The organism is Lentimonas sp. CC4 (assembly GCF_902728235.1).
Lineage (GTDB): Bacteria > Verrucomicrobiota > Verrucomicrobiia > Opitutales > Coraliomargaritaceae > Lentimonas.
Genome location: NZ_CACVBO010000002.1, coordinates 148,148 through 172,014, shown reverse-complemented (window position 1 = coordinate 172,014; position 23,867 = coordinate 148,148). Strand labels below are relative to the sequence as shown.

The following is a 23,867-nucleotide window of genomic DNA, read 5'->3' as shown; positions in this document are numbered from 1 at the left end:
AGTAACATACGATACCCCAATATCGTGGGATAAATTCAAAAAAACGCTGTCGCTTCGTCGAAAAGCCTGAATACTAAGGATGCCTGCTAGTTCTGCCACGCAAATCATGCACTTCTTCCCTCTACTCTCAGTTTTCAAGCGATTCGCACACATTTGTTTTAAATGTTCGCTACTACTCTTCGTATTGATTCAGGTAAAAGGCGCAGACAAAGAGGCAATCGCGTTACAATCACTCTCGATCAATCAACTCGAAACGCAACTCGCGGATATGGAGAGTGAACACCAGCGACTCGCCAGTTTGAGTCTACGTAGTGGTTCTGGAACGATTGGCTATCGTTCGATGTGGCATCTGACGCCCCTGCAGAAGGAATGGGTCGAGATTGAATTGGGAGAAATATCCGAGATCGACCAAATCGTGCTTGTGCCTACTTTATGGCGTTCGTCACATATAAACTTTGATGCAGATGCGTTTCCTAAAAAATTTAAGATCATAGCTGGAACAGCTCGCACGTATCCAGAAGGAACGGTGATAGCCGAATACGATGGTGAAACTGCGAAAGAAATTGGCATCGCTCCCGTCATCATTCCCATCGAACCAACGACGATGGCCTCTTGGGTGCGCATCGAGACGAGTGAACTCTCACTCCGAGAATTCGATGACCGTTACATTTTCCAGCTCTCTGAACTACTCATATTTAGCGGCAATAGAAATTTAGCTCTCAAGCGTCCTGTGAAATACGCCAGTCAGACAGGAGATATACAACAACAAGCATGGGATGCACAGAATCTAACGGACGGCGCCACTCCTTACATGATGGATGCAGGTCATGGCTTAAATAGCTTAGCCTATATCACGCACCTTGAAGTCAACCCGACCTTTAACATAGACTTAGGTGAGTCCTATCCGGTTTCTCAAATCCATCTGCACGTCACCGAGCAGAGCGATACGGTGCCCCGAGCATCCGGCAACGAACCGGGCATCCCTAAACACTTAAAAATCGAAGGAGCCAACCAGGCAGATTTCTCGGATGCCATCTTACTCATCGATGAGCCCGAGATGCGCACACGCCCAAGTGCCCCGATATTGATGTGGAATCTACCACAGACCGAGTGTCGCTACATCCGTATTTATGATGGCAGCCAATCAACATCAACGAATGACGTGGATCGTCTCGGATTTGCCGAAGTCGAGATATTCTCAGGCGACCAAAATGTAGCTTTAGGCTCAGAAGTTACGGTCGATCTACTGCAACACATTGAATACCGAAAACCTCAGAGCCTAACTGATGGGAATAATCTTTACGGTGCGATATTACCGATTCGTCAGTGGATGGAAGAACTGTCACGCGGTCAGGAGTTGGAATATGCAATCCCTCGCGTGCAAGCGGAGCTCACCCAACGCTACCGCCATCAAAAAGCACAGTTGCGGATCATGGGGTGGCTGATCACTGCGCTCATTGCCGCAGTGATCATCGTATTTTTAATCAGTCATAACCTTCGGTTACGCCAATTCAGCTCGTTAAAGAAACGCATCGCTGCCGACCTGCACGATGAGTTAGGTGCCAACATTCACACGATTGGTTTACTCAGTGATGCCGCACAAGTCGCGCATGAGTCTCCCGACCAATTAAAGATGCTACACACTCGAATTCGTAATATTACCGAAAGCACGGGGCGCGCCATCGAGCACAGCACCAACATGCTGGAATCGACCGACATGAATATGGAACTCATTGAAGAATTCCGCCGCACCTCACGACGTTTCAGCGGGCAGGTCGCCTATCAACTGACAGTCACAGGAGAAGACGACTTAACAAACCTAAAGCCGAAGTCGTGCATGGATCTGCTGCTGTTCTATAAGGAATGCTTGGTCAATATTACACGCCACTCCTCTGCCACACAGATGACTGCTGAGCTGATCGGGGAAGGGAACCTGATTACACTCATCGTCACCGACAATGGCACGGGAATTGCCGAAACCAGCGACTCGGTAACGCCTTCTTCCTTGAAGCGCCGCGCGGATTTAATGAAAGCTCAATTAAGATCTGAAGGTTTACCCGAAGGCGGGACACGCATCACCCTTATTTACAAATCAAACAAACTCGGCTACATTCGATAACCCCCTCACCGCTCCAACTCCCAAATGAAGAAACCGATTTCCATCATCATCGTCGAAGATCATTTCGACTATCGCGACACACTTGAGCTGCTGTTAGGCAATATGCCTGAATTTGAAATCGCAGGCTCGTTCAACAGTGCCGAACAAGCACTGCGCGAACTAGAGAGCAATCAAAGCCAACCAGATCCTGAGATCATCTTATTAGACCTGAATTTACCAGGGATGTCGGGTATCGAGTTCATTCCATGGTGTCAGAAGTATTCACCCAAAAGTAAAATACTCGTCCTCAGCCAATCCAACCGTGAGTCCGATGTATTACGTGCCATTCAAAAAGGTGCTGATGGTTATCTGCTAAAATCATCTACCATGCATGTCATCGCCGAGGGCCTCAAAGCCGTGAGTTCAGGGGGCGCGATACTGGATCCTAATTTGGCGTCATTCATACTTAATGAGCTCAAAGCAAAAGCACCTCAAATTACAGTCTCTGGAGCGGATATCACCAAACGGGAATTGGATGTGCTCACACTGATTGCCGATGGCCACTCCCAAAAAGAAATAGGTGATCAACTAGCGATTACCAAATATACGGTGACCGATCATTTAAAGAGCATCTACGCAAAGCTCGGCGTCAAGAACGCGCCCCAAGCGGTGGCGGTAGCGTATAGACATGGGCTGTTCAAAGAGGATGGCGATCGCGACGGATAAAGACTAGCGTAGCGAATACTGACTTGGTTTCCTGTAGCGGATCCACGAAGCGGTTTCGGCTCACGTCGTGCTCGTGCTGAGGCTACGCAGGCCGAAACGGGGTTCCCCGTTCCGCTACACTGGGTTGCTGTCACAAATACGGACGTGTTTCCTTGTAGCGGACCCGCGAAGCGGTTCCGGCTCACGTCGTGCTCGCGCTGAGGCTCCGCAGGCCGAAACGGGTTCCCCGTTCCGCTACGCTGGGTTGCTGTCACAAATACGGACGTCCTTCCTTGTAGCGGATCCGCGAAGCGGTTTCGGCACACGTCGTGCTCGTGCTGAGGCTACGTAGGCCGAAACGGGGTTCCCCGTTCCGCGACGCTGGGTTGCTGTCGCGAATACGATCGTGTTAGCTTGTAGCGGATCCGCGAAGCGGTTTCGGCACCACATCGTGATCGCGATCCCGAAGAATGCTTGCCCTACGATTATAACGTTGGATACTACAAATTATGTCTCCAAACGAGTCATCTGCCCACAAGCAACGGCTACACCGCTTAGATCCCACGTTTTATAAGGATAAAGCATATGTCCACTGGACCTTCACGACTCACAAGCGACGAACAGGTTGGTTAACAGATTCCTTCTACCAATCCTTTCAGACTCAGTTCGCACACTTACTCGTGCGCTACCATCAGTGCTGCCCTGTTTACTGCTTCATGCCAGATCATGCACACTTCCTATTCGTTGGGCTAAACCATCGAAGTAACCAACTAGCGCTACTCCAGCAACTCACGCGGCAGTGGAATGAACTCATACAGCCCTATGAATTATCGCGTCAGGCCTACGACAACGTCCTAAGGGAACGCGACCGTCAACAAAGTGCCTTTGCAGATCTGGTGGGATATATTCTGAGAAAACCCGTTCGCAAAAATTTAGTCGAGCACTGGCAAGACTGGCCCTACAGCGGTTGTTCGCTCCCTGGATACCGAACCCTTGATCCAAGAAAAGATTATTTCTGGGAAAATTTCTGGAAAGGCTATCGCGAGCAAGCTGACTAGCTGAGCCTCCGCAGGCCGAAACGGGGTTCCCCGTTCTGCTACGCTGGGTTGCTGTCGCGAATACGGACGTGCTTCCATGTCGCGGATCCGCGAAGCGGTTTCGGCTCACGTCGTGCTCGTGCTGAGGCTACGCAAGCCGAAACGGGTTCCCCGTTCCGCTACACTGGTTGTAGACGTCGCTGATTCCGATGCGTATTCCTTTGTAGCGGATCCGCGAAGCGGTTTCGGCTCACGTCGTGCTCGTGCTGAGGCTACGCAGGCCGAAACGGGTTCCCCGTTCCGCTACACCATGCGTATGCAACCGCACCCTTAAAATCTAAACTACTGACTTAGTATTACTTCCAACGCGTAACCGTTTGCACCGGATTCCACTCCAGATAAATCGACCTTCAGCGCGTTTTCGGTCTGCTTCCAAGACAGGCTGACATCGCTGCCTAGCAAGCGAACTGCAACGACTTTGCCAGCCGATGCGTTGAGCGACTGAACCATTGCAACACCCTCTGCAGGCACCAGCGACATCACGTAAACCTTGTCCCCCTTGGCACTGAACCAGAACTCAGTCGGCTTCGATTCGCTGTCCTTCACCTGCTTCACGCCTTCACGGAAAGTCGTCCAACGCGTTGTGCCGAAAATCGCGTCGCGGTTCACCTTCACCCACTCTCCCACTTCGAGGAAACTTTGCACGCACGGTTCAGGCACTTTACCTTCACTGGTTGGACCAATGTTGAGCAAATAGTTGCCGCCTTTAGATACAATATCAACGAAGTTGCGTAGCAGTTGATTGCCGCTTTTCCAGTGGTGATCATATGCTTTAAAGCCCCAGGAGTGATTGGCGGTGCCACAGGTCTCAAAATGTTTTGCGGCCAGCTCACTGCCGGCAGGCGTCTTATTGTCGCCCGCGTCGATGTAATCGCCGAAGTCATAACCGACGCGACGATTTACCACAATGTTGGGGTTGAGATCATACACCAATTTATAGAAATCAAATGCCTGTCGCTCACTAATCAAACCATCACCATCGAACCAAATGAGACGTAAGTCGGGCAGCATTTCGACGAGTTCCTGAATCTGAGGATAAGCCTTCTGATCCAAATATTCGGCGTGCGTGTTGGGGCTGGGATCCCAGAGGTTTTTACCATTGGGCCGTGTCGGCACGCCATAGACATCGTTGGCTGCTTTGACATTGGCATAGTTGCCGTCACCGCCGTCGCCCCAGTCATTGCCATGCGAGTAATACACGCCGAAGTCGATGCCCTCGGCGCGGCAAGCGTCGTAGAGCTCTTTCACTAAATCGCCGTCATAGTCCGTCGCATCCGCAATGTCCCACTCCGAGCAGGCCGAGTCAAACAGCGCAAAGCCATCATGATGCTTCGACGTGATCACCACGTAATTCATGCCCGTATCCTTCGCGAGCTTGGCGATATTGACGGCAAAGGATTTGTCCGGATTAAAATTCTTCGCGTATTCGCGATACTCTTCGCGCGAAATTTGAAAGGCGAATTGAATCCATTCAGCGACACTAGGCCCCTGCCCTTCTTCAATACGTTGCCCCTCCCATGAGCCTGCGGCTGCCGAGTAAATGCCCCAGTGTATAAACATGCCGAAGCGCGCCTGTTGATACCACTCCATCGCAGCGACCTTGGCCGGAGACTGATGCATCTTCAACCAAGCGTCGTAGTATTTGTCCGAACTCAGGAAGATACGGCTACTGGTGTAACCATAGGGCACTAAGCGCGCCTTGATGATCGGCAAACTAGACTCCACGGTTAAGGTGTAAGTGCCAGCCTCCTCAATCGTCACTGGCTTCTTAAATTCCGAAACCAGCCCCTCTTCGATGATGTAAGTCTTCGTTAAGACATCGCCAACAAGTTCACCGTCCAGTCGTGCGACTCCGACGTGCTCTGCTTCTGCGCCATCGAGCGCCACCACCAACTGTAAGGTATATTTACCAGGATAGGTTAAGTCGAAGTCCCAACTGAGCTGACTTCCCTGCAGCTCAGCCTGAGGCGCTGGCATGATCACCGAGCTGTCTGCTCGCTGAGACACCGCTTCGGCTCCAAATAATGGATTTATCAAACAGAAGGAAAAAGCCAGCAACGCCGACTTCATGGATAAATTAGAGAGGGTTTTCATGTGTTTTAAAATCGATGCAGTTGCAGCATATATGAACTAGGGTGTAAATGTGTCATTGCGGAATGGATACGCAGGCAAGCCCGCACCATTCACTAGGTTCACTGTCGGTTTACCAGCAAAGGCGTAGCGCACATAGAGCGGCTGGTTGAGCTCGGCAGCACTCAATACGACCGTTTCGCCTTGAATCTGCGCAGTCGCAGGCACCCAGTTCGCAGAATCATCCGCGATCCAGAAACCAGAAGGCGCAGCGCCATCCGTCGTTGTCATGCCTGCAGCGTGTGTGAACTGCACCACGAGCGTGCCGCCCGTAGAGCTCACCTGCTGCATCACTGGCCCCTCAGCTTCAACCTCGATGCCCAAGGTATCGCGAGCGGCCAATAATGCGAGGCGCTCTCCTACCGGGAATTTGTCTCTGGGGTGAATGTTTTTCACATCTCCGAGGTCGATGGTGTTGGCGACTCCGGTGTTGGGTAATTCGAGTGCTTGCAGCTGCGACTCACGCATCCACCCCCACGAATGAGCGATGGGGCTTTCTGCTCCAGTTTGTGGGCCGGTCGGCAGTGCCTTGTAATAGCCAGGTAGCATGACAGCCAGAAATTGGAATTCATCCTGCCCCCACTCCTGCCGAGTGCGCTCGATCCATGCCTTCAAGGTGGCGCCATATTTAAGCATGCCGGAATTCCGCGAGAACCAGGGCGTCTCGATCATACCATGCATGGACTGCGTGTTGCGCTCCCCTTGATACCAGACGAGCCCACGGGCTGCATACGGTGCAAGTGGAGCCAGCATCGCGTTATACAATACATTCGTCTGGCGGCGCAGGAAGACGTCATCTCCTTTGGACCATGGCTTCTTGCCGTCGAGGATCGACTGTATGCGTTTTTGCGTCACCTCATCTGCATCAAACTCAGCCATCATGGTTTTAAAATGCGGCACCGTATCGACCATATCGCGTGGCATCCAGGCCTCCAGCGAGGAGCTCCCCCAGCAGGTCAGTAGAATGCCGATCGGCACATCCGCTTGTTGCTGCAGGCAATGCGCAAACGCGAAGGCGACTGCACTCGGCGGCGGAGTGTCACTCCACTGCCCTTCGCAACGTTCTTGCTCGGTAAACGCGACGGTGCGCTTCACCTCAAAACAGCGAATGTTTTGAGCATGTGGCACGAGCGCTTTTACTTTAGGCACGGAATTCACCGAAAATTGCATATTCGACTGACCGGAACAGATCCAAACCTCGCCGACCAACACGTCCGACAGGACTACTGGCTCATCATCCGATGCCGACGACGACACCGTCATCGCCCGCGGCTCAACACTCGCGGAGAGCGGAGACAATTTGAGCATCCACTTGCCATCCGCATCGGCAGTCGTCGCTTGCTCTTGGTCCGCAAAAACAACGGTGATCGATGTGCCTGGATCTGCGTTGCCCCAGACTGGAACAGGCATATCGCGCTGTAGGACCATGTGATCAGTGAATAGTGAACCTAAGTCCAGCGAGGCATAGATCGTATGCGCACCTAATAAGTAGGCCGCACAGAGTGAGAAGAGTCGTATTTTCATAATGGTGATCATTGTAGGGCTCGTGCTTACACGATGCCGTCACATGCTGCGGCGCTTTGCAAGCACAGGCCCTACTTTTTGAATTATGTGGGTTATTCGCCGTCCCATCGGTCAATCTTTAGGATGTAGCCTGCAGTCGAATCTTTGTCATGACACGCCAGAAATAGATATTCTGGTTCTCCATCCTTCCAGAGGATGTGTGGCCGCTCACTACGTGCCAATTCATGGCCGTAATAGATCTCGTTGGTCTGATAACCGACCTCAGGAATGCCCCAGTCAATCCCGTCCTCGGATTTATATATCAGCCCCGGGCGAAAGCCTCCGGACTTGATTTGATCGCCAGGCAACTGCCGCCCTTCAAGCATGGCCTTCACATCACGACGATCTTCTACGATCATGTAATAGGAATCGTTGTAATAAAACACATAAGGATCTTCGATATCGAGTTCTTGCTCGGCGTAGCTGATTACTGGATTGTTTGCGTAATTTACATACGGTCCATCCAGTTGATCGCTCTCAGCGAAAGACATTTCTCGGAAACTTTTCTTACCGTATTTATCCGTCATCGATTTGTAATAGATGCGGTATTTTCCCTCAGGGGTGACAACGAACGTGGGATTGGACGCATGCACAATATTAGCGCCATACATTTGACCGGAAGCTGGGATGATTGGATTATTCGGATTCTCCGTCCATGGACCGTCCGGCGATTTGGCCGTGGCCATACCAACCTCTTGCATCGATCCATTCGCATCTTTGTAGGGGTTATACAAATACACTAATACATAGGTGTCACCGACCTTAGAAATCTGCGGATTATGGTAGCCGATTTCATCACTGGCAAACAGATCGCCGACCAGCGTGTAAGGACCCTCAGGCTGATCCGCAGTCCAATGCACGATCCGGCTGTTACGCACCCAAACGCCATCATCCGGAATGATTGAGTTAAATACATGCAGCTTACCCGCGTCATCGTAGATCGGTGCCATGCACCAAGTCCACTCGTGCGCTTCAGAGGGCAAAATAAATGGGCCAGGGACCAGTGATTCGGAGAAAGAGGATTCCTCAAGCTCCGTTGCATTCAGTGAGATGGCTGAAGTCATCGCAGCTGCGAGCAGTAAAATTTTGTATTTCATATTCCTGATTCTATATAAGTGATGCGAGTCATCCCTCAAAGTAGATGAGAGCCCCGTAGCCTGAAGCTGTTGAATCGTCATTTGAACAGTGCCCTTAAGCAGAACTTCGATGCTTCGCGTATCTTACCTAACTCTAGCGAAGATCTGTATCCCCCATTTACGTTATATTTCAATGACTACGTGGAATGATGCTCACCGGCTCACAACGACAGGCCACGTCACGTATATACGTGATAGAATCCACTGACAACAACGGCTACAATGCAAACGATACGAACTGTAAGCGCACTACCACATCCGTAATCTCTCGGATCGGCCATCTCAACTCGTAACAGCCCCAACACTACCCACCTGAATTACGCCCGAGCGCGTAGCAGTGCTCTATGTCTTACAAAATCAAGCGATTGATTCTTACAGTTATTTGTGTCGCCGCACTGATTGCTCTAGTAGTCACGCAACTCGACACTCTCCCCAAAGCAGCCGAGCCAGTGCGCTCTGCTGTGCCTGAGTCGCTACCTGAACCCTCCGCATTGCGGGTAAAGGAGCCAATCGTCGCCCTTTTGCCTCAAGCAGACATGCAGCCGTTTCTGGATGAGCACTGCATCTCCTGTCACGGCCCCGAAAAGGAGAAAGGCGACCTGCGCCTAGATACAGTCGCATGGACACTTGATACTTTCGATACAGTGCAAGTATGGCAACATGTGCTCGAAGCGCTACAGGAAGGTGAAATGCCACCGGAGGAAGAGCCACGCCCTGCTTCAGATCAATTAAGTGCATTCATACAGTCACTCGACACTCAGTTAGAGTTGGCCGCGTTACACATCAAAGACCGCCCAGAGACGGCACCGGTAAACTTGGATGCTGATACAGACGAAGTGGATCATGTGATACACACCGAACTCGCAACCGCTCAACCAACGAATATCGAGCGGTCGGAATTGGAACCATTTATCGAAGCCAACTGCATCGCCTGCCATGGCCCGGAGAAGCAGAAAGGCGAAGTCCGTTTTGATACCATGTCCTGGCAAATCACAAACAACGACGAAGCCCAAAGGTGGCAGGACGTGCTCGACGTCCTCAACGCAGGTGAAATGCCCCCCGAGGAGGAACCTCGCCCCGAAGAGGAAGCACTGCTCAATACTCTCAATTCGCTCAATCGCACAATCGTCACTGCACGCAAACGGCTCACAGACCACGGCGGCGAGATTACGATGCGGCGTCTAAATCGTCGAGAGTATGCCAACACGATTCATGACCTATTCGGGCTCAAACTCTCTGTGCACGCCCTACCAGAAGACGACGATGCAGAGACCTATGATACCATCGGTGCGGACCAATTCTTCAGCTCCATACACTTCGATCGCTACCTAAGTTTAGGCACAAAGATCGCGCAAGAAGGCTTCAAATGGTCCAATCGACCACTCGAAAAACCAAAGACAAAGCAACACGAGCCCGAATCAGTCACCAAGAACTTACGAAAAAGCGTAAGTAAAGCAGATGAACAAATGGCCATGGTCAAAGCTGGAAAGACCTGGCAAGAGATCGGGTTCGCAGATGCAGGCGCCATGAAAATCTTCACCAGCCAATACAAAGGTCGCAATGCAGCACCTCGGAAATACATCTCCCAGCCAAATGCCGATACAGGCCAATATATTTATAATAACATCCGCAGCACAGACGACATCAGGGTGACTCTAGGGAATGACCCTCGTGGCACCTATCGTATCAAAATTCATGCAGGTGTCGTCGATGGCTCTCCAGCAGTTCGACAGTTTCTCAACATTCGAGACGAATCACCTCTAGGAGTCATAAAAGTTGAGGGCACAGAGCGTTCACCTCGGACAATTGAGATCTTAAGCGCACCGTCCATATTATCGCCGAGTAATCGTCCTAGCGTCACAATTTCAGAGTGCTCCCCTTACGAGAGCTTCTCGCGTGCGTTCGCAACGTATCTAGAGAAAATCCAAAGCGACAATACCTTCGCATCCATCTGGGTCGACTGGGTCGAGGTCGAAGGCCCCTTCTACTTTCAAAAAGAAAATTTCTTCGGCCAATTACTTAGCCCGAAAGGCCAAGACCTCGCTAAGCCCGCCCGCGCCCGAGAACTCATTACTCAATTTGCCTATGAAGCCTTCCGAAGAAGGCCTCCAGAGCCCGAATATATTAATCAATTGGTCGCCTTTTTCGAACAACGCATGCGCAGTGGTCAAAAATACCAAGACGCAATGAGCGAGACATTGGGGGTCGTCCTCACATCACCGAGCTTCATCTTCATCGAAGAAACCCCACAAGCACCAAGCTCTCGTCAACTTGATGCACGCGCCTTTGCCATACGCTTGGCATATTTCCTCTGGAGCTGCCCGCCGGATGACGAGCTCTACCGTGTTGCCGAGAATGGCTCGATTTTCGAACCGAATGCGCTGAAGAAGCAAATTCGCCGTATGCTCAATGACCGAAAGGCTGACGCATTTTATAGCGGATTCATGAGCCAATGGGCAGAGCTGGACCGGTTTGAAGCCATCTCCGTGGATCAGCATGAATACTACAGATTCAACCCCGGCATTCGTGACTCAGCGTATAAAGAAGTGATCGAGTTCTTCAAAGTGCTAGTCAAAGAAAACCTCCCCGTTCACAATCTAATCGACTCCAATTTTGTCGTGGTGAATGCACACCTTGCCAACCACTACGGGTTTAAGGGAGTCGACTCCAACGAATTCCAAAAAGTCTCAATCCCCGCCAACTCCTCGCGAGGCGGGCTCATTACACAAACCGCATTTCTTACAATTGGGTCGAATGGCGAACGTTCCTCGCCCGTCATTCGCGGCACCATGGTGCTCGATAAAATCCTCAACGATCCACCACCACCGCCGCCGCCCAACGTGCCAGAGCTCGGATCGACCGCCACTCGACAACTCACCAACCGCCAGATGGTGGAGTTACACCAAAAGCAGACTGTCTGTGCCTCCTGCCATAGCCGCATCGATCCGATTGGGTTCGGCATGGAAAACTATGATGCCATCGGCCAATGGCGCTACGAAGAGAGAGTCGGCGACGAAGCACTGCCCATTGAACAAGGCGGCAAGCTAGTCAGCGGCATGCACTATCAGGACATCAACGACCTGAAGCGCTTACTCACCACACAGAAGCACAAGTTAGCAAAAGGCATCATCGAATCCATGCTCTCTTACGGGCTGGGCCGCACCATCGAATTTTCTGATCACGAGCAAATCGACGAGCTCGTTCAACGCTGCCAACATGACGACTATGGGATGCAGACCATGATCTTTAAAGTCGTCACCAGCCCAATGTTTACCACCAAATAGCCGAAACCACATGAGCCAGTTCATCACCAACTCCATGACACGCCGCTCCTTCCTCAGGGCCAGTGGCACACTACTGTCCCTACCCTTCCTCGAAAGTGTGGCCTCAGCCCAGACCACTTCGACCACTCAAACCGCTGCGCCGAAGCGTATGATCTTCCTTGGTGGTGGCTTTGGCTTTACCAAGCAAACATTCTACCCCAAAGCTGCGGGTCGCTTTGCCGACATCGGTTTGACCGATGGCCTCATGCCATTGGAACGCCACATCAATGACTTCACCATGGTCTCGAACTTAACCAATGTGGGTGCAACCAACCCGCACGGAGGTAGCACATCCTACTTAACCGGCGCCAACGTCACAGGCACACCAGGAAAACGCTTCTATAACTCGATTTCCTGCGATCAACTCGCAGCGCAACAACTCGGGCAAGAGACACGCTTCGCATCGCTGGTGCTGTCTGCAAAGGAATCGGATGGCATGCAAAATTCAGGACATGGCAATGGCTTATCACTTTCATGGGACGACGTCGGCAAGCCAATGCCAGGCATGAATAAGCCAATAGAATTCTACCATAAAATATTTGCCAGCAATCAAGATTCGCGTGCCGAACTAGACGACCGACTAATCAAGAAGCAAAGTATTCTGGATATCGTGCGTATCAATGCCAGCGGGATGAAGCGCACGCTGAGCAAGAACGATCGCGAAAAGTTGGATGAATACTTCCAAGGCCTACGCCAAATCGAGCAAGGTCTACAGCGCCAAGCCAAATGGGCAGACATCGCCAAGCCGGATGCGCCCTATAATGCGCCTGGCAATGAGATCATGGGCGAAGAAGAAATCAAGCTGATGTATGATATGATGATCATCGCACTTCAGACTGACTCCACTCGTGTGATCACTTACCGTCAACCCGTGTGCTCGATGCTACTCAGTATCGGCCTCGCACTCAAAGCCCACTCGCTCAGTCACTATGGCTTTTCCTCCGCGCGCAGGCAGGCGTCCGAACAGCGCGATAAAAAGTGTATGGATCTATTTGCGCACTTCATCGATCGCCTCAAAGAGGCAAAGGACGTCGATGGCAGTCGTCTCTACGATAACTGTATCGTCAGTTACGGCAGCAATCTACGATCAGGGCACGAGCTCAAGAACGTGCCGGCCCTACTCTCCGGCGGAGGCGCGCAAAACATCAAGCACGGCAGTCATATCATACTCCCGAAAAAGGATACGCCCTTAGCAAATTACTGGCTCACACTCATGCAAGAAGCCGGCGTGAAGGTCAACCGATTCAGCCATAGCACTGGTCACTTGCCGGAGTTAGTCGGCGCTTGATTTGTGGAAAAAGCACAACGCAAAGTAGTCCGCATTGCTTTAGCAATGCGGGACCCATTGCTACCAACTGCACACCATCGCACTGCGAGTGATCAGCTAGATAAACCTCTCACACGATCATCATTTATGCTCTAAAATAAAGTCAATCGTGCTCTGAATGATTACAGTGCGGCCCGGTTCGATCGGAGTTTTACCGTCGGCTTGACGCCAGTTGTGTCCCGCATTCTTGATGATCATGATCTCGACGGGTGCATCGATGGTCTCTAATGCCTGCTCCATACGGTAAGCCTGCTTTACAGGAATCGTCGTATCGCCATCGCCCTGAATCATCAATAGCGCGGGACTGTCTTTGGTCAGGTAGTTCACAGGGCTCATCTCGCGGTAACGCCCCAACTTGTCTTGTGGCCCTGTATCCGAGCCCATGATACGTGGCCCGAAGCGATCTCTAAAGTTCTCACGATCGTCGTGGTTAAACAACTGCTCGTCTTCGAAATCGCATGGCCCATACCAGGAAACACCCGCCACGGTCTTATAGCTGTATTTCGCCAGTTCCGGATCACCCTGCAGACTCTCGGGCGGAGCCAGTAGCACCATTTGTGCGAGATGCCCACCGGCAGAATCGCCGAAGGTGTAGATCTTATTCGGATCAATTCCGAGCTCTTTACGATAAGCGGAAACGAAGCGAAGTGCATCCTTCGCATCGATCACACAGTCACGCATCGCAGTGTCCCCGCCCTTCTTAACCAATCGATAGCCAACCGAGAGCACGCAAAAACCCTCCTTTAGTAGCGCCTTGTGCACGACATTAAACGATGCATTGCCAGCGCCATGTTTGCTGCCAGCAGCCCACCCGCCACCGTGAGTATAAATAACCACAGGTTTTTCAGAACTGTCATCCACGTCTGGAAAATAGAAATCCAAAAACACATCTGCGTCCTCAGTTCGCTTAAACAAAACGTTACGCAGCTGCTTACCGGGACTGTCGATGTAGGCCAGCGGAATATGTCTCAGTTCTTCAATATCCAGTGCTCCATCCTTATTCGTATCGTGACGACCATTGCGCTTCCATTGGTCGCCATACTCATCCGCTTGAATCAGGCCATCTTGGTTCTTATCCAGACTAGCGAGGCGTTTCTGCACCTGTATTTCATTATACAGATCCGACGAATCCTTCAGAGGTTCAAGTGCATGAACACTCACTACACTAAGAAGTGCGAGTAAGGGTGTGAGGGTGTGTGTTAAATATTTCATGAGAGGTAGGTTCAGTTTAATCTTATATTCAGGAGTTAAAAGTAAGGAGTCAGAAATTAGTCTTTGGTAATGAAGCGCTTAGAGATTCGTCTGCCGTCGCGCTACCGAGCGCAGCGACACTTATTATGCCCTTGGGTGCAACCGAAGGGCGAAGCCATTTGGCGAATGGTGGATGGTTCATAAATCACTGATGATCAGCTCCTAAATCCTATCTTCTAACTACTCTTTTTAGTTTAATTCAGACCAAATGTGTTACAGTTTTCAGGTAAAGCCTTCACCGGGCCGACAATGGCCGATTCGACATCTTTTGCGTAGAAAATCGCTGCTTCGCCCTGCTTCAAATCAACCGCGAAGCGCCCATCGTCCAAACGCGTGACGGCTGACTTCGCAATGCCTTCAACGCGCGCCGGCTGGAAGTCTAACTTTAAGATGCAGGGTTCACCAGCAAGACTCTTTACAGACACAAACTGCGTGCGTCCGTCTGTGCGTGTCGCGCTCATTTCAAAACCGCCTTTCGCTAAGAGTCCTTCGAAGGAAAGGTTCTTCCATGCTTCAGGAACGGCAGGAAAGACGCGAATCGTATCGCCCCAGCTCTGTAGTAACATGAGTTGCATCGAATCGCACAGCGATAGTGGCGTCTCGGTCACTGGTTGAATGCGCCCCGTTTCGGTATACATTGTCGTCGGGTGAATCATTGCAGGATTATCAGGATATAGCTCCTGCATGTTCATAAAAATATCCAAATACTTCGCTGCCGTTTCGCCGTCGGCCTGCAAGGCATACATCGCGGCTGCCCCACTCCAGGAATAGCCCGCATTACCTCTGCCTGGATAATTGATCCAGTGATCGACCGAGTTCGCAATGAGTTCACGGTTCTCAGGCTGATCGATGTTAATCTCGCAGAGTGGATAAATCATCATCAAGTGCGAATAGTGACGGTGTGATTTCTCAAACGGAAAATCCTTTGCCACCATATATCCATCCTCATTGGTTGGATAGTCGACGAGACGAGCGACGACGTCCTTCCATTTAGGCAGCAGTGGATCGTTGAGCCCATAACGCTCATCGATTTCGATCAGCGTGTTACAGCCCCAGCGAAAGAGCGATAAATTGAAGTTACAATCCTCGCCAGAGCCATATTCGGGCGAACGTGTATAGGGCAAATGGATCTGTCCATCCTCCCCTTCCACCATAAAGTGCAGATAGGTGTTCACCGACTTCTTCAACAGTGGAAAGAACTGCTCCGTGGTGCGCTTGGCATCCATGGTGCGCTCCAGCATGAGCCAATAGTCATGACAGGTCCACAGCAGCTCGCCAGTAAAGCCAAGTCTCCCGGCAGGAAATGCACTCACAAAGGTCTGTGGCGCAATAGTCGACATCCCCGCACAATCATCGCCGTATTGCTCCGGCATGTTGGCAACCAACTGAGGTAGGCATTCATCGAGTTTTGTAAATAAGCTTTCGGCCACTTCCATACGGTTCGCTGTCGAGAGGAACCAGTAGGACAGCTGCGTGTTGAGATTAAACCAGCCATTCGCCCATGCGGTATTCTCGACCATCCATGGCCCCATCGTGTCCATATAGGCACGGCCTTGACGCGCCCCTGAGCCAAATTTGTAAACTTGAATCCAATAGAAGCTCTCCATTCGAGTATCATCTAGGCTGATGAAACTCTTCGGATAGTATTGATGCCACCACACACGGTGGCGCGTGACCAGGCTATCCAAGGACTCGCCTTCGATCGCCTGTAGGTGTGCAATCGCATCCTCCGTCGCGGTCTGCTCGGGATAGCTGTGCTCGATCGAGACGCGTAATTCTGTATGCCCATTCGCCTCGGCCTGAATAGTCCATGCGGTTCCCGTTTCCCCGCCCGCAGTCAACAACTGGCGTGATGTTTGAACCCCAGAGATCTCACTCAAAACTGGGTCTGGATTGTAGTTATACTTTGCAGACGCCCAACTTTTACGAGACGATGGTGCTTTGTCGCCTTGCAGTTTCACGGCGATCTCTGCCTGTAATCGCGCCGGCGCAATCGCCTTAAGCGGCACAAAGTCCAATTGAAGCGCTGACTCCGCCGCAGAGGGCTGCAGGTCGTAGAGAATCACCATATCTTCACTGTGCACAATCGCACGTAAATCAATATGGCCCTTATCTGTCAGCACACGTGCACGAGTCTCGGCATTATACAGATCCAAGCGCCCGTCAAAGCCGGTGATCTTCCCCACCGTTTTCAGCGTAAAATAACCATTTGGCAAACGAGACTGCGCGATAAAAGGCGTGATACCCTTTTGGTGATCTTCGACATCCGTGCGGCCGAGGCTAATGCGCAAGGTATGATCGTCCAATTGATGCAACATTGAGCCCAGCATCCCGTTGCCCATAAATGGCCCATCCTGCCAGGCTGTCGGCATTTCAGTCCAGACGAGGTCATGGCGCTCTAAAAACTTCGGCCAGTCCACTTCTGAGCGCACGGACGCGTTTGACGATAGGCACGTGAGGAGACTCACACAAACAAGGGATAAGGTAGCAGATAATTTCATGATAAAGTGCCCCCGACATGATCACACATAGGGGCGTTTATACTAGATCAACTACAGAAAACCGCTATCACGCGTTTACTCGATATCAAATCTATCTGCCTACTCGTGAATGGGCACTCCCGTGAAGCGATTGGCATCATATTCGAATCGTTATGCCAATGTAACCGCAAGATCACACTCGACACCAGAGCCCATCGAAATGGAGTAACTGTTAATCAGCATTAATTGATCAATTCCCCAGACACTCATTGCTTCGCTTTTATTTGTCTAATTCTCAGGCGTAGCGACCTTTATTATTTAGTTACTTTGTCACAGTTAAGGCAACTTGGTCGAACGGGGTCTTACGACTCGTAATCTCAGGATAACTGATCAGAAAGCCATTTTCGTCGGTCAGGTTGATAAAATAATGAGTGGTGCCTTCAGGCAACTGCACGAGCACCTTTCCATTGCCGATCAATTCTGCTGGTGCACGAAACCATTCTTCATATTTCTGCGCGCCATTGAGTGTATAAATCAAATCAGCGCGAATAACCTTTGCACCGTGCTCTTCATAGCGCACCCCAACCATCGCCCCCTGCTGCTTGGTTTCGAGCACCACTGGCACACGATCCTTGTTTGGTAACGCCTGCGCACAGTTCGGGTTCTTCCCCGGAAGGCTCGCATCCATTTCGGTCAGCATTCCAGTCAGCAAGCGGTTCATCTCCTGTGTTTTTTCAGGCATGGCCTTCGCTAGGCTTTTGGCTTCTTCGATATCGACGCGTTCTTGAGAACCGTTGCTTGAATCGTAGAGACGGTAAAGCTCGAGTGGCTCCAGGTTGAGCAAGGCATCGTATTTACGGATCAACTTGTAATCCCCCACACGCACTGTGCTCTCCATCGCGTAACCATGTGGGAAGTGCCACATCATCGTATCACGCACACTGCCATCGGCCTCTTTGACGAGTGTCGGATCCGTCGGGTCTTGGGTCAACAGTGGCAATAGATCGAGTCCGTCGAGGTTCTTTCCCTCAGGCTTTTCCGCACCGACCATCGATAGAATCGTTGGGTAAAAGTCCAAGCCATTAGCCATCACATCTGTCTGCACACCGGCAGGAATATTTGGCCCAACAATGATCAAAGGCACACGTGTGCCACCTTCTTTAGCGGAAATCTTACCACGATCCAGTGGGTTGTTGTCCGTATAGCGTTCCTTCGGACCGCCTTCCATGCCGCCGTTGTCGGAGGTGAAGATAATGAAGGTGTTTTCGCTCAACATATGCCCTGGCCAGCGCGGATCTTCAGTTGTCTCTAAGTATTTGAAGACTTGCCCCACATAGTAGTCCAGTGATTCCACCATCGCACCGTAGAATGGATTGAGTTGGCCGGCATCCTCCCGCTTTAAAACATGCTCGGGATCGGCTCCCATCTTATCAACATACTTCTGCAACAGCGCTTCGTTACGGGTGACCATCGGTGAGTGCACCAACCAAGTCGCATAATAGAGAAAGAACGGCTTATCCTTATTCTCTTTGATAAAAGTGAGCGCGTCATCGTTGGTCTGGTGAAATGGAAAACCATTCTCGTCGAGACGGAACGGATCATCCGCTGCGTCCGTGGCAAAGCCAGAGAGGCGATTCTTCATGCCACTGTGCGCACCACGTGAGCTACGCGTATAATCGAACCCGACATCCTCCGGCTGAGGAAAGGCATGGTGGTCGATTGCGATATGCCACTTCCCAGAGTGCCCCGTTACGTAGCCTTCTTGTTTCAATGCACGTGCGAGGGTAAACTCATCGGCTGGCATACGCCCGCTATACCAGGGGTCCATGGTCGCACGGTTCTTATTCAGGGCATACGGTGGATGTCCGCCGACGACGTGGGTCTTTTGCGCGCGGGCTGGATGGTTGCCGCTCATGATGGCGCAGCGTGACGGGGCGCAAGTCGGTGCCGGCGAATAGCCCTGCCAAAACATCACGCCCTTCTTGGCCAGCGCATCGATATTCGGCGTCTCATAAGGAGATGGCTCATCAATATCATAGCATTTCACATCCTGCCAACCGAGATCGTCGGTCAACAAGAGTAGAATATTGGGCTGCGCTGGGCGCGTGCTGGCTACAGATGTAGAGACCGCAGCCAGAAGAATTAGAATAGAACGCTTTAACATCATAAAAAGTAAAATTATTAAACGGGTAAACCGACGAGCCCATCATCCCAATGATCTCACCTATCCGATCAAATCGCTATCGCGCATTTACATGACAAAGCTTAGATTCTGAAAAATGGATCCTCATATTATATTCAGGAGTTAGAAGTTAGTAGTTAGGATGATTCGGTTCGGGAGGGATGAGCTCCGCCTCGTCTTGCGGTGTGTGGGTGCTTTGGTTGAGTGCTTTGGTTGAGTGCTGAGGCTCGGCTGACGGCAGCGTAGAACGCGGCAGGCAGCAGAGGCCATCCCTCCCCAAGTAACCCACACATTCGGGAGGGATGAGCTCCGCCTCGTCCTGCGGTGTGTGGGTGCTTTGGTTGAGTGCTGAGGTTCTGTGCTGAGGCTCGGCTGACGGCGCAGAGGCCATCCCTCCCCAAGCAACCCACACATTCGGGAGGGATGAGCTCCGCCTCGTCCTGCGGTGTGTGGGTGCTTTGGTTGAGTGCTTTGGTTCTGTGCTGAGGCTCGGCTGACAGCGCAGAGGCCATCCCTCCCCAAGCAACCCACACATTCGGGAGATGGCTCCGCCTCGTCCTGCGGTGTGTGGGTATCTCTCAGAGCAACCTCTCCACTTCTAAACGAATAAACACAGTTGAAAGGCCCGTGGTGTCGACAGTGCAAGTGACTTGCTCATACGCATCACCTAAATCCTCGGAGTCGACTTCGACGATTCCAGCACTCGACCACACTGAATCACTCAAATTTAATTTCATTTTGGGTGTATAAGTTAGTGGATCACTCTCTCCATCATCCTGTAAACGTCGATAGATGAAGGTGAGTGTATTAATTTCTTCAGTATCAACTTCAACAGATGGAAGCACCCCCGAGTCTGGTTGGTTCGGGTCGCCCCCTAAACCGTATTCTAAAAGATTTACAATCCCATCCAAATCTGGATCTGCAGTGATGGTTGCATCATTCAATCCACTTTCGTGCGCCCACACCACATAGCCATCGCTATCTGGAACAGTGACCTTCACATTGTCGATCGTTGCGGCTGGTGCGCTGCCGCTGAAGTTACGGGTAAAGCCCAATACGAGATAGTCATACGCTCCAAGCGTGCTTGGAGCCGTGGTAAACTCCGAGAGATCAAATGTTTTGGCATAGGAGTTCAGGCCTTGAAACCCCGACCGTGCCACGGCTGCATCAGCGGCGATGCCTTCCTCGCCAATAAAAGCTCCATTCAAATTCCCAAAATTATAGCCAGTCATGTAAGCCGGAGACGCCTTTTCCCACGCATTTCCATTAGACGCCCCATCGTTAATCATCGAGGTTGTCGCAGTCGAACTGTGGTCGACATACCCCCAAACATGCACGTAAAGCGTTTCATTCGCTTCAGCTAGCGTATAGTCAAAGCTCAGAGTAAACTGATCCACAGAGGCGTCATCCAAGGTCGAAAGATCGATAATGCATGCGGCAGCTCCTTCGCTTACCGTTGTATTTACCAGGCTGGAGTTACTCAGTTTGCCACTGGAAATAGTCCATGCGCTTTCACTTCCGACACAAAACCCCACACTATCTCGCTTGAGACCGTTTTTATCGAGTGATGCGATCGAGAAATCTTCACTAAAAATAGTAGTCTGTGGCGCAGGGTTTACATAAGGAAGTTCGACATATGGGAGTGCAAAACTCGAATCGAGCAAGCCATCGCTTGAAGTTCCGACATCTGGATAACTGACCAAAAAATCATTTTCATCAATTAGGTTAAACACATAGTGCGTCGTGCCCTCAGGCACGGTTGCCTCGGCGTGGCCGAGTTCTGTAATCGTTGCTGGCAATCGAAACCAAACTTCGCCACTTCCACCATTCAATGTGTATAGCAAATCGACCCGCGCCATGGCCGCTTTATCAGTCTCATACTCGACAAATACCAAACTTCCAGAGCCTCCAGTTGCAATCACTGCGGGAACAAACTCCTGATTGGGCAACGGAGTGGTGCAGTTTGGATTGTAAGACGGTATGTTGGCCCCAACTTCGGTGAGCCATGCGTCCAGCTCGTCGGCCAATTCAGTGGTCTTAGCTGTATTGGAATCCCACTGGTCGTTGACCTCTTCGATATCCACCCGATCACCATTAGTATCGTATAATTCATAGAGCCGATGCTGGTTGTTCGACGCATTATTCACATAATCGTAGTTTCTAAAGAGCTTCCATCCGCTCTTACGAATGGTGGAGTTCAGACGTGAGTTCGGAAAGTGCCAATACATGGTATCGCGCACTGCATCGTCCGCATCCGTCACTAACTCAGGATCTTGGGGATCGTCGAGCAGCAAGGTCGAGATGTCACAACCGTCCATCCCTTCGGGAATCGTAAGGCCTGCGAGCGACAGCATGGTCGGCATAAAGTCTAGTCCGTTGATCATCACTTCGCTTTCCGTGTTCGCAGCAATGCCGGGACCGATTGCAATAAACGGCACACGCAATCCGCCCTCCTCTTGAAAGATCTTTCCTTGATCCAAGGGATAGTTGTCCGTCACTTTCCCTTGGGGATCGCCATTTTCCATGCCGCCATTATCTGAGGTCAGGAAGACGTAGGTATTTTCAATCAACTTATGCCCCGGCCAGCGCGGGTCATCGGTCTCCTCTAAGTAGGTCATGATACGATGCACGTTGTAATCAAACATCTCCACCATCGCTGCGTAATAAGGATTATTCTGCCCAGGTGCAAAAAACTCATCGCCCGTGAGTGGATACTCATAGCCCATTTTGGCGGCATATTTGATCAGTAGCCTCTCAGTGCGAATATGCCAAGGGGCGTGCACCAGATAGGAGGCATAATAGCAAAAGAAAGGCTGATCCGCCGCGACCGCTTGATCCATGAAAATAAAGGCATTATCCGTCGTCTGATCCTGCGCGAATCCATTTTCGTCGAGATCCGAGGTAAAACCAGTGGTGCGATCCCCGAGAGTAAGCGTTACGCCGCGATCACCATCAGAATAATCAAATCCATGCTGTGTCGGATCATCCCCTTCAAGGTGCCACTTTCCGATATGACCGTTCATATACCCACTGGATCGAAGTAATTCCGGTAGGGTGACCTGCTCCAATTCCAATCGCCTCGTATGATATGGGTCCATCATACGGCTACTCAATGAGCTCGGCTGAGGGACAGTGGTGCCTCCACTCACAGTGGTGAAATTAAGACGCGCAGGATGATGGCCAGTGAGAATCGCAGCGCGACTCGGAGCGCAGACACAAGCTGGCGAATACGCCTGGAGGAACTTCGTGCCTTCCGTCGCCATTTGATCCATATACGGCGTTTCAAAGACCGAATACGGCGCTTCCGTGTCGTAATTCTTTATATCCTGCCAGCCGAGGTCGTCGGCCAAGATCATGACAAAGTTGGGTTGCTCAGGGCGATCCTGAGCAGACAGAACCGTATAGGATGCAGAGATCGCACACACAGCGACCAGACATACTTGGAACCGTCGAAATATCGATGGATGTATATTTATATTAGGTTTCATTAATGAGTTTAGACGATGCTAAAGCTTAAAGGTTCGGGCTGGTAGCCTGAGATCACAAGAGGAACAAAAAAGCCAGTGCATGAAAACATACACTGGCTAAGTAAAAGAATGAATGAGCAGTCTATCGGCGACGGCGCACCATCACTGCAACCAGTCCAGTCAAACCAGCGAGCAGTGCGTAAGTGCCTGGCTCGGGGATGGCTGTCAGATTGAAATTATCAACCGTAATCGACCCACTCGTTAATGTCGTGTCTACTCCGAAGACGACGGTCATGTAATCAAAATCCGTGATGTTAAATCCACCACTACCGAAACCAGAGATGTCGTAGGTCTGACTAAACGTGCCCGAAATATTGGTTAATGACGCAAGCGCTGTCCCAATACCCCCTGTAGGCGTCCCGCCGGTTCCCAAGAGGTAACCAGTTCCCAAATGCCCGTTAAAGTCATCAGCGGAAGTAGTCAGATATGAGCCATTCGTGCCAGTCAGACGAGATTGAAGACCTGACGTAAGAGGCCCTTCGTATCCGGCTACATAGAAATAGAGAGTGGCATCATCAGGCACTGTGTAGTCGAAAGAAATCGAGATTTCCGTCAAGCTCGTGTCCGACTCACTCACCGAAAACAAAAGCTCGACCGGAGTTTCATTATTTCCCTGACTCAAATCAGCGGTCAGCGCTCGTGCAGCGTCCGTTCCTGTGGTGTTCCAGTTATCATAACGTGACACCCAGTCGCCGACATCGGCCTCATAGTAGCGAATGCCAGAAGTAACGTTTGAAGATGAAAAATCATCATCGATAAGAACGGCTGCGGCATTCGAGACTTGAACCAGCGCGAGCGAAGCAGCGGCGAACATTATGCAGGTTGGGATATTTTTTTTCATAAGGTTTTTCGTTATTGTTATTCGTGTATTAAGTAGGAGTGAGACACTCTGAGACGGCTTTCTCATACGACTGTTACATAATAACATTATTGAAAATATACGTCTATAGAACGTATGTTCTATTCTGACTTGTTTTTCGCGATTCATAGGATGCATGGGGGCTCAAAACAGGTTGAGGTGGCGTCCTGCACGCCATTCGTAATCTGG

General features: G+C 51.0%; 15 protein-coding genes. 6 read left to right on the top strand and 9 right to left on the bottom strand.

Annotated features, from left to right (window positions below; all coding sequences use genetic code 11):
• Positions 1 to 79 precede the first annotated feature (79 nt).
• The 4 genes from GZZ87_RS17540 to GZZ87_RS17525 all read left to right on the top strand — a co-directional run bounded on the left by GZZ87_RS17540 (position 80) and on the right by GZZ87_RS17525 (position 4,174).
• A complete protein-coding gene (locus tag GZZ87_RS17540) occupies positions 80 to 2,119 on the top strand; it encodes a hypothetical protein (protein ID WP_162024872.1) in 2,040 nt (679 codons plus the stop codon).
• Positions 2,120 to 2,143: 24 nt separating this feature from the next.
• Positions 2,144 to 2,824 (top strand): response regulator transcription factor, encoded by a 681-nt coding sequence (locus tag GZZ87_RS17535; RefSeq protein ID WP_162024873.1) that lies wholly within the window; start codon positions 2,144 to 2,146, stop codon positions 2,822 to 2,824.
• A 488-nt stretch (positions 2,825 to 3,312) separates the two neighbouring features.
• Positions 3,313 to 3,861, top strand: coding sequence for a hypothetical protein (locus GZZ87_RS17530; protein WP_162024874.1), 549 nt, complete (start codon positions 3,313 to 3,315; stop codon positions 3,859 to 3,861).
• 76 nt (positions 3,862 to 3,937) lie between these two features.
• Positions 3,938 to 4,174 (top strand): hypothetical protein, encoded by a 237-nt coding sequence (locus GZZ87_RS17525; RefSeq protein ID WP_162024875.1) that lies wholly within the window; start codon positions 3,938 to 3,940, stop codon positions 4,172 to 4,174.
• A gap of 8 nt (positions 4,175 to 4,182) precedes the next feature.
• On the opposite strand, the gene GZZ87_RS17520 is transcribed toward GZZ87_RS17525, so the two are convergent.
• The 3 genes from GZZ87_RS17520 to GZZ87_RS17510 form a co-directional block, all read right to left on the bottom strand.
• The gene (locus GZZ87_RS17520; protein WP_162024876.1) at positions 4,183 to 5,994 is read right to left on the bottom strand and encodes an alpha-L-fucosidase; all 1,812 of its coding nucleotides are present in this window, start codon (positions 5,992 to 5,994) and stop codon (positions 4,183 to 4,185) included.
• A 36-nt stretch (positions 5,995 to 6,030) separates the two neighbouring features.
• Complete coding sequence (locus tag GZZ87_RS17515; RefSeq protein ID WP_244648062.1) at positions 6,031 to 7,554, bottom strand: sialate O-acetylesterase; 1,524 nt, start codon at positions 7,552 to 7,554, stop codon at positions 6,031 to 6,033.
• A gap of 92 nt (positions 7,555 to 7,646) precedes the next feature.
• A complete protein-coding gene (locus GZZ87_RS17510) occupies positions 7,647 to 8,690 on the bottom strand; it encodes a glycoside hydrolase family protein (protein WP_162024878.1) in 1,044 nt (347 codons plus the stop codon).
• A 383-nt stretch (positions 8,691 to 9,073) separates the two neighbouring features.
• On the opposite strand from GZZ87_RS17510, the gene GZZ87_RS17505 reads away from it, so the two are divergent.
• Both GZZ87_RS17505 and GZZ87_RS17500 read left to right on the top strand, forming a co-directional pair.
• Positions 9,074 to 12,013 carry a DUF1592 domain-containing protein gene (locus tag GZZ87_RS17505; RefSeq protein ID WP_162024879.1) on the top strand — a complete coding sequence of 980 codons (2,940 nt, stop codon included), beginning with the start codon at positions 9,074 to 9,076 and terminating at the stop codon, positions 12,011 to 12,013.
• A 10-nt stretch (positions 12,014 to 12,023) separates the two neighbouring features.
• Complete coding sequence (locus GZZ87_RS17500; RefSeq protein ID WP_162024880.1) at positions 12,024 to 13,340, top strand: DUF1552 domain-containing protein; 1,317 nt, start codon at positions 12,024 to 12,026, stop codon at positions 13,338 to 13,340.
• A 120-nt stretch (positions 13,341 to 13,460) separates the two neighbouring features.
• Here GZZ87_RS17500 and GZZ87_RS17495 read toward each other — a convergent pair whose 3' ends face one another.
• From GZZ87_RS17495 to GZZ87_RS17470, 6 genes are all read right to left on the bottom strand, one after another.
• Positions 13,461 to 14,591, bottom strand: coding sequence for an alpha/beta hydrolase (locus tag GZZ87_RS17495; protein ID WP_162051138.1), 1,131 nt, complete (start codon positions 14,589 to 14,591; stop codon positions 13,461 to 13,463).
• Positions 14,592 to 14,824: 233 nt separating this feature from the next.
• Positions 14,825 to 17,131, bottom strand: coding sequence for a glycoside hydrolase family 95-like protein (locus tag GZZ87_RS17490; protein WP_162024881.1), 2,307 nt, complete (start codon positions 17,129 to 17,131; stop codon positions 14,825 to 14,827).
• A gap of 301 nt (positions 17,132 to 17,432) precedes the next feature.
• Positions 17,433 to 19,274 carry a sulfatase gene (locus GZZ87_RS17485; RefSeq protein ID WP_244648084.1) on the bottom strand — a complete coding sequence of 614 codons (1,842 nt, stop codon included), beginning with the start codon at positions 19,272 to 19,274 and terminating at the stop codon, positions 17,433 to 17,435.
• Positions 19,275 to 19,422: 148 nt separating this feature from the next.
• Positions 19,423 to 19,683 (bottom strand): hypothetical protein, encoded by a 261-nt coding sequence (locus GZZ87_RS17480; protein ID WP_162024883.1) that lies wholly within the window; start codon positions 19,681 to 19,683, stop codon positions 19,423 to 19,425.
• Positions 19,684 to 19,870: 187 nt separating this feature from the next.
• Positions 19,871 to 22,780, bottom strand: coding sequence for a sulfatase (locus GZZ87_RS17475; RefSeq protein ID WP_162024884.1), 2,910 nt, complete (start codon positions 22,778 to 22,780; stop codon positions 19,871 to 19,873).
• Positions 22,781 to 22,901: 121 nt separating this feature from the next.
• On the bottom strand, positions 22,902 to 23,660 hold the full coding sequence (locus GZZ87_RS17470) for a PEP-CTERM sorting domain-containing protein (protein ID WP_162024885.1): 759 nt from the start codon (positions 23,658 to 23,660) through the stop codon (positions 22,902 to 22,904).
• Positions 23,661 to 23,867 lie beyond the last annotated feature (207 nt).